Raw genomic sequence first — 12016 nt, 5'->3', positions numbered from 1 at the left:
GCATTTTCCAAACAGACTCTGAGGCTCAGATAGGCTTCCCCCGGCCTATCGGCAAGTGCCGGCCGTCAATGCCCCCCGTTGAGCATGGCGAACACCTGCGCAAATTCGCCGCGCTTCGTCGCCTCGCTCAGAAATTTCACCCGCTCGACATGGATTTCCGGCGGGGTAGGCTGCTGCCGCAGCAGCCCCATCGTCTCGGCAATGAACTCCGCCAGCGGCATCATCTGCGCATTTTCGGCATGGCCGGGCATCAGGTCGGTCTGCACGCCGGGCGGCACGATCTCCACCACCTCCACGCTGGTCGCCTGCAACTGCGCACGCATCGCCAGCGACCAGCCATGGATCGCCGCCTTGGTCGCGCTATAGGTCGGGGTGGCGACCAGCGGGACGAAGGCCAGCCCCGACGACACGGTCAGGATGGTCGATGCCGGCTGCGCCTCCAGATGCGGCAGCAGCGCATGGGCCAGCCGGATCGGGCCAAGCAGATTGGTCGCCACCGTCGCCTCCGCGATAGCTAGGTCGATCTTGTCCTCAGCCACCATGATCCCGGCATTGAGCAGCACCGCGTTCAGCGCCGGGAAATCCGCCACCAGCCTTTCTGCAAAGGCCTTGATCGCATCGGGATCTTCCATGTCCAGCGTCATCGCCGCCATGCCGGGGTGCGCCGCGACCACCGCGTCCAGCGCCGCCTGCCGTCGCCCGGCGATGATGACCTGATTGCCCGCGGCATGGAATTCATGCGCCAGCGCCGCGCCGATGCCCGATCCGCCGCCGGTGATAAGGATGGTGTTGCCTGTAGATTGCATGAGTCAGCTCCTTTTGATTGGCTTACTCCCTCATTTAGGCTTACACTCTCTTTTGGAAAGTAGGCACCGTAAAGTGCTGTAGTCACCCAAAGGTAAGAAATGGCAAATCCGCTCGAAAATCGCTTCCATGCCGACGATATCGCGCAGGCGGAACAGTATCTGGCGCACGAACCGCCAACCGAAATCGATCCGCGCGTAGAGCGACTCGTCAACGAACTGATCGGCCGCATCGCCGACAAATGGACTTTGCTGGTGCTGGAGGAACTAGAGGAGAAGGGCACGCTGCGCTTCACCGAGATCGGCCGGGCGGTCGAAGGCATCAGTCAGAAGATGCTGACCCAGACGCTGCGCCAGATGGAGCGCGACGGGCTGCTCACCCGCACCGTCCACCCGGTCGTGCCGCCGCGCGTCGATTATGCGCTCACCCCGCTTGGCAACAGCCTCAGCGCCGCCTTTTGCGGTGTCTGGGTCTGGGCCGAGCGCAATCTGGACATGGTGGAGGACGCCCGCACCCGCTTCGACGCGCGCGACTGATCCTCAACTGGCATTCAGGCCCGTGCGCCCTGAGCCTGTCGAAGGTCCATGCCTTCTCTCGACAAGAAAGCAGGATTGGACGTCAAGAGGCTTAGAGTCTGTTTGGAAAATGCGCGGAAGGGCGCATTTTCGATGCTGCACCAGGCCACACCCCCACCCGACCACCCAGACATGGTATCCTGATGGGCGGTCGGGTGGGGGTGCGGGCCGGTGCGGATGCGCCAGAGGCGCATTTCCAGACCGACTCTTAGTACGAACGGAAATATCTACAGCTTACTCGCCCGACGTCGCCGGCAAGGGCTGCACCACCAGCTTGGGAACGCTGTTGGGCGGCAGAGTCGGCGACACCGGCGGCGGACCGGATGGCGTCACGGCAGAAGCCGCCGGCGACGGCATCGGGTTTGCCGCTGCGGCCGGCGATGCCGGCGGCGACGTGACCTCCAGCGAACTCTTGTAGCTCGGCGTCCAGCCCTTTGGCGGTGCTTCGCCCGGCGGCACCGGCGGCGGCGGCAGCGGCGTGGGCGATACGACCACCGTCACCGTCGCGCCGAACCGCGACTGCCATTCGGCCAGCCGGCGCAGATAGTCGGCATAGGCTTCGTAGAAATCCTGGAACGGCTTTTCCAGTTCGGCCAGCAGCGCGGGCGCAGCCTCCAGCAATTGCGAGGAGGGCATGGCGATGATCTTCTGCCCCACCGTCACCGCGACCGGGCAGAAACTCTTGATGACCGGCGGCAGTGCGAAGAAATTATAGACGACCGTGTTCAGCCGCTCGCGCGACGCCATGCCGGAACTGCCATAGGCGACGCTGTAATTGCGATCGACCGCCGCGTTGGCGCTGTTCAGCATCACCTTATGCTGCGCCAATATCTGATTATATTGCAGGCGCGCGGTCGGCCCATATTTGTCGCAATTGAGCGCCGCGACATTCAGCGCCATGCGGATATGCCACAGGGCCGTGTTGGACGTGACGCCGCGATTGGCGGTCAGATATTTGCCGTCCTCGCCCTTTTCGGGAATGCTCATCCCCTCGGCCGCATTGGCCGGCGGCATCGGTCGAATGGTCGGCACCACCGGCGGCGGTGGCGCGGGCGGCGGCGGTGGCGGCGGGGTCGAACAGGCCGCCAGCACAGCCAGCGAGACAAGGGAAAGACGGCCGATAAGGCGCGAAGAGAGCATCAAATTCTCCGGCAGGACGATAGCACCGGTCGTGCCGGGCATTGGGCTGGGACGAATATGCCTAACCCGCGACTCACCGCAACCCTTTAAGCGACTCGCCGTTCCAGTGCCTCGGCAGCCTGCGTCATCAGTTCGGCGATGATGTCGGCGACCGGCTCTTCCTTCGTGACCATGCCGACCGACTGGCCCGCCATCAGCGACCCGCCCTCGACATCGCCGTCGATCACCGCCTTGCGCAGCGCGCCGGCCCAATAATGTTCGATCTGGAGCTGCGCCTCCATCATGTCGACCGCGCCGCTGTCCAGCAGGTTGGCGACCTCGCGCTGCTTGGCGGTAAAGGCTTCGGTGCCGACATTTTTGAGCGCACGCACCGGGATGACCGGCAGGCGCGGGTCGATCTGCACGCTCGCCACGGCATCGCGCGCCGATGCCCGGAAAAAGGCTTTCTTGAACGCCGGATGGGCGATGCTCTCGCTGGCGCAGGCAAAGCGCGTGCCCAGCTGCACGCCGGCCGCGCCCATTTCCAGATAGGCGGCGATCGCCTCGCCCCGGCCGATGCCGCCCGCGACGAACACCGGCACCTGTTCTGCCATTTCGGGCAGGATTTCCTGCGCCAGCACGCTGGTCGCGACCGGGCCGATATGGCCGCCCGCCTCCATGCCTTCCACCACCAGCGCATCGACGCCCGACCGCACCAGCTTCTTGGCCAGCGCCAGCGCCGGGGCAAAGCAGATCAGCTTCGCGCCCTTGGCCTTGATCGCCTCGATGCTGCCCTTGGGCGGCAGGCCACCGGCCAGCACGACATGGCCGACCTCATGCTTGGCGCACACATCGATCAGGTCGAACAGCAACGGATGCATGGTGATGAGGTTCACGCCGAACGGCTTGTCCGTCAGCGCCTTGGTCGCGGCAATCTCCGCGTCCAGCAATTCGGGCGTCATCGCACCGCAAGCGATCACGCCGAACCCGCCGGCATTGGAAATGGCCGACACCAGATGCCGTTCACTGACCCAGCTCATCGCCCCGCACAGGATCGCCGTCTCGCACCCGAAAAATTCGGTGCCGCGGGCCATCAGGGAAGTGAGCTTTGCTTGGGTCATAAACGAGCTTTCCAGAATCAAAAATCATCCCCGGACGCAACGCCCGGAGATGGACAAGAGAGTTACATCACTCTCGCCATTCCGCCTTTGCGGGGATGGCGGTGAAAGTAAAGAGCAAGACTGGCATTGCCGATATTCGGCTCAGGCCGAGACGAAAATGCCGCTTTTCGAGAACCGGCGCGCAGCGTGCTTAAAGCACGTGAGCACCGGAAGCGCAGAAAAGTGGTATTTGCAGCCCGGCCTCAGCCGAATAGCGGTTATGCCACCGGCGCGTCCAGACCATAAGCGGTATGCAGCACGCGCACCGCCAGTTCCGTCTCATCCTCGTCGATCAGCACCGAAACCTTGATCTCGCTGGTCGAAATCGCCTCGATATTGATGCCGCGCTCGGCCAGCGTCTTGAACATGGTGGCGGCGACGCCGGCATGGCTGCGCATGCCCACGCCCACGACGCTGATCTTGGCGACTTCGGTGTCGGTGATGATGCGGCGGAAGCCGATTTCGTCCTTGCGCGCTTCCAGGATGTCGACGCTGCGGGCCAGGTCCGCGCGCGGCACGGTGAAGGTGACGTCCGTCTCTTCCGTGTCCTTGCTGTCATTCTGGATGATCATGTCGACATTGATCGCGGCGTCGGCCAGCGGGGTGAAGATGCTGGCGACCGCACCCGGCTTGTCGGGCACGCGCGTCACGATGATCTTCGCCTCATTCTTGTCATGGGCGATGCCGGTGATGAGCTGACGTTCCATCTTGTCTTCCTTGAGCTTGGCTTCCAGTTCCGCGTCGCTGACGATCAGCGTACCGGGCAGATCGGTCTGGGTGGGGTCATCGAAGGAGGAAAGCACCTGCACGACCACGCCTTCCTTCATGGCGAGGCCGACCGAGCGCGTCTGGAGCACCTTCGCACCGACCGAGGCCAGTTCCAGCATTTCCTCATAAGTGACGAGGTTCAGCTTGCGGGCGCGGGCCACGATACGCGGGTCGGTGGTATAGACGCCGTCGACGTCGGTATAGATGTCGCAGCGATCGGCCTTGATCGCCGCTGCGACCGCCACGGCCGACGTATCGGACCCGCCACGGCCCAAAGTCGACACCCGGCCATCGGCCATCATGCCCTGGAACCCGGGGATCACCGCCACGGTGCCCGACCGCATCGACGCCAGCAGGTCCAGCGTGTCGATGTCGCTCACGCGCGCCTTGGCATGCGCCTCGACCGTGCGGATCGGCAATTGCCAGCCCAGCCAGCTACGCGCATCGACGCCCATGGCCTTCAGCGTCATCGCCAGCAGGCCGCTGGTGATCTGCTCGCCGGCGGCGACCACCACATCATATTCGGCCGGATCGTAGAGCGCGGAGGCTTCCTTGCAGAAACCGACCAGCCGGTCCGTCTCGCCAGCCATGGCGGACACGACGACGGCGACTTCGTGCCCCTGTTCGACGACATGTTTGACGCGCGCCGCCACGTTGCGAATTCGCTCCATCCCCGCCATGGAGGTGCCGCCGAATTTCATCACGATGCGCGCCATTTGCTTGTCGAACCTGTCCGTTATTGTGAAAGAAAATGTCCCAAAAGGGCGAAACGGCGCTCCTATTAGCAGCGCAGGCGCATATGGCAAGCAATCCTGCCGCTTTCCGCCCCCTTCTCGCTATCACCTGCCGCAGGCGCTTTTCCGTTCAACGACATAGGCCGGACATTGGCCTGCGCTTCCCGCCCTGCTAGAAGCCGTGCATGACAATCGAAACCGTCACCCCCACCATCGACCCGAAGGAAGCCGCCCATTTCGGCGCCATGGCCGCCGACTGGTGGGATCCGCATGGCTCCAGCGCGATGCTGCACAAGCTGAACCCCGTGCGCCTGCGCTATATTCGCGCGGCGATCGACCGCCACTGGCCCGGCGACGCGCAGGCGTTCCGCCCGCTGACCGGCAAGCGCGCGCTCGATGTCGGCTGCGGCGCCGGCCTGCTCGCCGAACCGCTCGCGCGCCTGGGCGCGACCGTCACCGGCCTCGACGCCGCGCCGGAAAATATCGCTGCAGCACAGGCCCATGCACAGGGTCAGGCCCTCGCCATCGACTATCGCGCTACCCCGGTGGAGGATATGGCCGATACCGGTTTCGACCTCGTCACCTCGATGGAAGTGATCGAACATGTCGCCGATCCCGCCGCCTTCGTGCGCGCTCTCGCGGCGAAACTGGCGCCCGACGGCCTCATGATCCTCTCCACCCCCAACCGCACGCCGCTCTCCCGCCTCGCCATGATTACCATCGGCGAAAGCGTCGGCGGCATCCCCAAGGGCACGCATGACTGGCACAAGTTCATCACGCCCGAGGAACTGACCGGACTGCTGGAACAGGCCGGCCTCGACGTCACCGACAGCATCGGCCTCAGCTTCGATCCGGGGCGCGGCTTCACCCTGTCGGCCAACACCGCGATCAATTATCTGCTGACCGCACGGCATAGAATATAAGAAAAAATCGTCATTGCGAGCGGAGCGAAGCAATCCATGTGGCGCTTCAGTGGATTGCTTCGCTCCGCTCGCAATGACGAAGATCAGCTAGGGAACCGGCCCATGACCGATGCAGCCAAGGTCGACGCCTATATCGCCGCGCAGGCCGACTTCGCCCGTCCCATCCTCGCCCATGTCCGCGCCCTCGTCCACGCCACCTGCCCGGACGTCCGCGAAGCGATCAAATGGGGCTTCCCCCATTTCGTCTACAGGACCAAGAACCTCGCCTCCATCGCCGCGTTCAAGGGCCATGCGGCGATCAGCCTCTGGTATAGCGGTGAAGAAAAACCGCGTGAAGGCATGGGCCATCTCGGCAAGCTGACCGGCCTTGCCGACCTCCCCTCCGACGCCGATCTGCGCGCCTTGCTGGTGAAGGCCGCCGCGATGATCGACGCCGGCGCAAAGCCGCCCCATATGGACCGGTGCCAGCCGCGCGAACCGCTCCCCGTTCCCCCCGCGCTCACCGCCGCGATCAGGGCCGATCCGGCCGCCGCCGCCACCTGGTCCAGCTTCCCGCCCGGCAAGATCCGCGACTATGCCGAATGGATCGGCGAAGCGAAGACCGACGCCACCCGCGACCGCCGCATCGCCCAGGCGGTCGCCTGGATCGCGCAGGGCAAGGGCCGCAACTGGAAATATGAAAAGCGCTGAGAGCCTGTCTTTCAATGCGCCTCTGACGCATCCGCACCAGCCCGCCCACCCGACCGCGCACAGAGTGTATCCTGAATGGGCGGTCGGGTGGGGGTGCGGGCCGGTACCGCCTACGAAATGCGCTCTTCCGCGCATTTCGAGACAGACTCTGACCCCGTTCGGCGCACCAAAGGAAAAGGGGCGGAAAATCCGCCCCTCCCTTTCTCAGATATGCCCCGCCCCGATCACATCGTGATCTTGGCACCCGCATACATGTAGCGGCCGACATAGCTGATCGGATAGTTGCTCGACGCGATCGACGGCTGCTGATCGAACAGGTTGTTCGCGCCGACATAGAAACGGAAACGATCGTCCACGTCATAGGCGACGTAGATGTCGTGCTGCCACTTTTCCTTGTACCAGATATATTTGGGCGCGGCGATGTCTGGGTTCCCGGCCAGTTGCTCCTTGGTGTAACGGCGGGTCTTGCTGAACCAGCTGACGCCATAGTTGACCGTCAGCTTGTCGAGCGTCCAGGTGATGTCGCCGGTCGCATTCCACTTGGGATAATAGGCTTCCAGCCGATCCTCGTTTACCGGCGCCCCCGGCGAAGGAATGAACTCCAGCTTGTTGAGATAGCCGCCGACCAGGCTGAGCGCGAAATTGCCCGCCTTGGCCGTCTCGAACCCGTAGTTCAGCTTGAAGTCGGCGCCCGACGTGCGGAAATTGGCGACATTTTGCGGCTGCACATACCAGCTGTTGATATAGCCGGTACCCGCAGCGCGCGTGATGTTGCCACAGAAGACGTTGTCCAGCGTGGGCTGATCGACGCACAGTTCCGCGACTTCCTCGGCCGTCGCCGTGTTGATCGCATTCTTCAGCTTGATGTCATACCAGTCGAACGAGGCAAGCAGACCGGGGATGAAGCTGGGGCGCAGGACCACGCCCGCCGTCCAGGTCCGCGCCGTTTCCTCGCGCAGGGCGCGGTTGCCGCCGGTCGTGCCTGGCAGGCTGACCGTTGCTTCCGGGTCGCTCTCCGGGCTGAAGGCGGCGATCTGCTCGGGCGTCAGGCCAGCAGCGGCGAGCGCCGCCTGGCAATTGGCCGCGCGATATTGCGTGCCTTCCGTGATGAAGGTCGGGTCGCACGGATCGCTGATGAAATCGAACCCGCCGTTGGTGGGCGCGAACAATTCGGTGATGTTGGGCGCCCGCACCGCCTGCGACCAGGTGCCACGGAATGTGATGTCGGGGATCGGCGCATAGGTGCCGTCCACCTTCCAGGTCGTCGTCTTGCCGATGGTCGAATAATCCGACAGGCGAATGGCCGCGCCGAAACTCAGATTATAGGCGAACGGTACGTTCTTGAGCACCGGCACCGACAGTTCGCCGAAAATTTCCTTCACGTCGAAACTGCCCTTTTCCGGCAACTGCAACGAAAAATCCTGCAACGCGCCCTGCTGCAACAACTCGTCAGGTACGAAGCTGCTCTTTTCCTTGCGATATTCGCCGCCCAGCGCGAAGCGGACCGGGCCACCCGGCAGTTCGAAAAACTGGCCGAAATCGCCCGAAATCGATCCCGACACGACATGCTGCTGAATCTTCGCGCGGTTCATGATGTCCGCATTGACCCAGTCGAGCGCTTCCTTGCTCGCCACGCCATTGCCCAGCAGGTTGAGCGGGCGGCATCCGCTGTTGGCGCCGGGCGTGAAGGTGCTGGCTTCGAAATCGTCCGGGAACAGGTCCGACCGGCAGACGATATTGCCGGTTGCGGGATCACGCACAGCATCGATCGCCGCCGAAAAACGGTCGCCGATGCGATAATTGGTCAGCAGCACCTTCGACTTGGTCTGCCCGAAAGTATAGGACAGTTCGTACCGGGCATGCTCGGAAATCGCGCCTTCAAAGCCACCGACGAACCGCATCGTCTCGCGATCATTCTTCTCCCCGCGCACGCCCAGGTCGAAATTGTCGCGCGAGATATAGGCGCCCTGATCGGTCGATGCGATGCCCGCGAAACGGTCCTGAAGATAGGCGTTGTCCGGCGCCAGATAGGTAAAGAAGTCGAACGAGGGCTGCGACACCGTGCTGGTCTTGTTCTTCACATATTTGGCTTCGAAGAAGAATTTCACCGCGTCGCTGAAATCATAATGCGACAGCAGGTTGAAATTATGCACCCGGTTATAGGCTTGCAAATCGCCCTGATAGCCGGCCAGCGGCGTACTGTCGCCGCCCTGCGTCAGGCCGCCCGAAGACGGCAAGATCCGCCCGCGATCATAGACCTTGCCCGAACCGGTATATTGCGGATCGCACAGCCCCAGTTCGTCGCAATCCGCGACATTCAGCACGACCGCGCCGTCGGTCGAACTGTCGGCGTAACGCAGGTCGTTGAGGGGGATGCGATCGGGCACGTTGGGGTCGTCCGGGAAATCGGACGGATCGCGCACGATACCATAGGTTTTCAACGGATTGCCGGTGCGGCTGCGGTTGAAGCTGCTCAGCCGATCCTGCTCGCTGAACTCATAGGACAGGGCGATATTGCCGCGTCCGTCGCTGAAATTCTTGCCATAGGTCAGCGCGCCATAGCGCTGGCCCGCATCGCCCCGGCTGGAAATGCCCACTTGTCCGCTCGCCTTGAAGCCGTCGAAATTGCGCTTCAGGCGGAAATTGACCACGCCCGACACGCCATCCGCGCCGTAAATGGCCGATGCACCGCCGGTCAGCACGTCCACACCCTCGATCATGTCGTTCGGAATAGTGTTGACGTCGACCGCCGCCGATCCCGACAAGCTCGCCACGTGGCGGCGGCCATTGACCAGCACCAGCGTCCGGTTCTCGCCCAGCCCGCGCAGGTTCAGCAACTGCACGCCCACCGCGCCGAACCCGGCGTTGGACCCGGACGTCTGCGCCCCGCCAAAGGAGGAGATCAGCGCCGGATTCTGCCGCAGCGTGTCGATGATCTGAACATTGCCCGCCTGCTCCAGCGTCTCCGCCGTCACCGTCACCAGCGGGTTCGCCAGGCTATAGTCGCTGCGCTGGATGCGGCTGCCAGTGACGACGATCGTTTCGCTGTCATCGGCCGGCGTGGCGTCCTGCGCCAGCGCGGGGACGGACAACAGGGTGGAAAGCGCGCTGGCCGCAAGGAGCCGGCGCGCCGCTTTTGCGGTGCGAACCATGGATTATCCCTCTGTTTTCGGGAGTTCGGGGGAGAACTCGACCGACCGAAAAACGCCCATCCCGCCGCATCGGGTCAACGCCGCTGCGACGAACGGAAGGATTTGTAGCGCTTTTATTGCCGAGTGTAGCAGCACTGCAACACGGCATCCTTAACGGTTCTTGACCAGCCTGACTCCGATCACCGCTGTACCCGACGCTACGGCATAGCGACTATTCACCCACCGCCTGCGCCCGCGCGATCAGCGCTTTTGCTTCCTCGACATGCATCGTCTCGATCATGCGGCCCTCGAACCGTTCCGCCCCGCCGGTTGCTGCCTCCACCAGCCGGCGGGCATCCGCCAGCGCCTGCGCATCGGGACCGAACACCTGGTTCGCCACGGTAACCTGCGACGGATGGATCAGCGTCTTGCCATCGAAGCCAAGGCGGTGCCCCTCGGCGCATTCCGCCTCCAGCCCCGCCTCGTCGTCCAGCCGGTTGAACACGCCATCGAACACCGCGATGCCCGCCGCCCGCGCCGCCAGCACCACCGCCTGCATCGCGTGGGACAGGCCGCCCCGCCCGGCCGACGGCGGAATGCCCAGATCCTTGCGCAGGTCGTTATTGCCCATGAACAGCGCGGCGCAGCCTTCCGCCCGCGCAATCTCGGCCGCCGCCAGCACGCCCTGCGCGCTCTCGATCATCGCGATCACCGGCTTCTGGCAGACGCTGAACACGTCCTTCACCTGCTTTGCATACTCGACCTTGGGCAGCACGATATAGTCCGCTGCCGACGTCTTGGCCGCGACCATCTCCACCCCGTGCCAGGGCGTCCCCTCGACATTGATCCGCACTGCGGCCAGCCTGCCGCCAAAGCCTTCCGCCAGCGCCGCCACCGCCCCGTCGCGCGCGCTCGCCTTGGCGTCGTCGGGCACGGCATCTTCCAGGTCCAGTATCACCATGTCGCACGGCAGCGTCCGCGCCTTGGCGATCGCGCGCGCGTTGGACGCAGGCAGGAACAGCAGCGAACGGGCGTGGCGCAGCAACATGGCACTCTCCTGAAGACGATCTGACTTTCCCCGTTAACGAATAGGGCGCATAATCCAAGCGATAACGGGGAGACAGTGATGCTGACGACATTCGCACTGACGGTCACGGGGCTCGTGCTCTTCTACCTCGCGGTCAGCGTGAAGGTGGTGCGGCAGGGCTATCAATATACGATCGAACGCTTCGGCCGCTTCACCGAAGTCGCCAAGCCCGGCCTCAATTTCTACCCTGCCTTCTTCTACAGCGTGGGCCGCCGCATCAACATGATGGAACAGGTGGTCGACATTCCGGGGCAGGAGATCATCACCAAGGACAATGCCATGGTGTCGGTCGACGGCGTGGTCTTCTTCCAGGTGCTCGACCCGGCCAAGGCCGCCTATGAAGTCAGCGAACTCTATGTCGCGATCATGCAACTCGCCACCACCAACCTGCGCACCGTGATGGGGTCGCTCGACCTAGACGAAACCCTCTCGAAGCGCGACGAGATCAACGCCCGCCTCCTCTCGGTGGTGGACCATGCCACCAATGCCTGGGGCATCAAGATCACCCGCGTGGAGCTGAAGGACATCCGCCCGCCCGCCGACATCGTCAACGCCATGGGCCGCCAGATGAAGGCGGAGCGCGAGAAGCGCGCCAACATCCTCGATGCCGAAGGCGCGCGTGCCGCCGAAATCCTGCGCGCCGAAGGGCAGAAACAATCGCAGATACTGGAGGCGGAAGGGCGCCGCGAAGCCGCCTTCCGCGACGCCGAAGCGCGCGAGCGCGAGGCGGAGGCCGAAGCGAAAGCCACCCGGATGGTGTCGGACGCGATCGCCGCCGGCAATCCGCAGGCGCTCAATTACTTCATCGCCCAGAAATATACCGAGGCGGTCAGCGCCTTCGCCACCTCGCCCAATGCCAAGACGATCCTCTTCCCGGTCGAGGCGACCCAGTTGATCGGCACGCTGGGCGGCATCGGCGCGCTGGCGAAGGATGCGCTCGGCGCCGACGGCATGCCCGCCCCGACACCTCCGCCCGCACCACGCCGCGGCCCCTTCGGCCAGAGCCAGGGATGATGGGCATGGAG

General features: G+C 63.9%; 10 protein-coding genes. 4 read left to right on the top strand and 6 right to left on the bottom strand.

Annotation, left to right across the window (positions count from 1 at the left end; genetic code table 11):
* Positions 1–65: 65 nt before the first annotated feature.
* Positions 66–806 carry an SDR family oxidoreductase gene (locus ACNHGR_RS18380; RefSeq protein ID WP_475287920.1) on the bottom strand — a complete coding sequence of 247 codons (741 nt, stop codon included), beginning with the start codon at positions 804–806 and terminating at the stop codon, positions 66–68.
* Between the two features lie 99 nt (positions 807–905).
* Here ACNHGR_RS18380 and ACNHGR_RS18375 point away from each other — a divergent pair, with 99 nt between their 5' ends.
* Entirely contained in the window at positions 906–1340 is a 435-nt protein-coding gene (locus tag ACNHGR_RS18375) for a winged helix-turn-helix transcriptional regulator (RefSeq protein ID WP_184270303.1), read from the top strand.
* Between the two features lie 273 nt (positions 1341–1613).
* On the opposite strand, the gene ACNHGR_RS18370 is transcribed toward ACNHGR_RS18375, so the two are convergent.
* From ACNHGR_RS18370 to ACNHGR_RS18360, 3 genes are all read right to left on the bottom strand, one after another.
* Positions 1614–2519, bottom strand: coding sequence for a hypothetical protein (locus ACNHGR_RS18370; RefSeq protein WP_475287919.1), 906 nt, complete (start codon positions 2517–2519; stop codon positions 1614–1616).
* An 86-nt stretch (positions 2520–2605) separates the two neighbouring features.
* Positions 2606–3619 (bottom strand): nitronate monooxygenase, encoded by a 1014-nt coding sequence (locus tag ACNHGR_RS18365; RefSeq protein ID WP_184270297.1) that lies wholly within the window; start codon positions 3617–3619, stop codon positions 2606–2608.
* A 257-nt stretch (positions 3620–3876) separates the two neighbouring features.
* Positions 3877–5142: an aspartate kinase gene (locus ACNHGR_RS18360; protein ID WP_184270294.1), complete on the bottom strand. Its 1266-nt coding sequence runs from the start codon at positions 5140–5142 to the stop codon at positions 3877–3879.
* Positions 5143–5345: 203 nt separating this feature from the next.
* Here ACNHGR_RS18360 and ubiG point away from each other — a divergent pair, with 203 nt between their 5' ends.
* Positions 5346–6083 carry a bifunctional 2-polyprenyl-6-hydroxyphenol methylase/3-demethylubiquinol 3-O-methyltransferase UbiG gene (gene ubiG / locus ACNHGR_RS18355; RefSeq protein WP_184270291.1) on the top strand — a complete coding sequence of 246 codons (738 nt, stop codon included), beginning with the start codon at positions 5346–5348 and terminating at the stop codon, positions 6081–6083.
* 102 nt (positions 6084–6185) lie between these two features.
* Complete coding sequence (locus ACNHGR_RS18350; RefSeq protein WP_475287917.1) at positions 6186–6773, top strand: YdeI/OmpD-associated family protein; 588 nt, start codon at positions 6186–6188, stop codon at positions 6771–6773.
* Between the two features lie 224 nt (positions 6774–6997).
* Here the strand turns inward: ACNHGR_RS18350 and ACNHGR_RS18345 are convergent, their stop codons facing one another.
* Positions 6998–9925: a TonB-dependent receptor plug domain-containing protein gene (locus ACNHGR_RS18345; protein ID WP_475287916.1), complete on the bottom strand. Its 2928-nt coding sequence runs from the start codon at positions 9923–9925 to the stop codon at positions 6998–7000.
* A 211-nt stretch (positions 9926–10136) separates the two neighbouring features.
* Positions 10137–10952, bottom strand: a complete 816-nt coding sequence (locus ACNHGR_RS18340) for an HpcH/HpaI aldolase/citrate lyase family protein (RefSeq protein WP_475287915.1) — start codon at positions 10950–10952, stop codon at positions 10137–10139.
* Positions 10953–11030: 78 nt separating this feature from the next.
* Between ACNHGR_RS18340 and ACNHGR_RS18335 the strand changes: the two genes are divergently transcribed.
* On the top strand, positions 11031–12005 hold the full coding sequence (locus ACNHGR_RS18335) for an SPFH domain-containing protein (RefSeq protein ID WP_475287914.1): 975 nt from the start codon (positions 11031–11033) through the stop codon (positions 12003–12005).
* Positions 12006–12016: the final 11 nt, after the last annotated feature.

This window comes from Sphingobium sp. RS1, from assembly GCF_056156825.1.
Note: the sequence above shows the minus strand (reverse complement) of the source record. Positions and strands in the feature narration are given on the sequence as shown.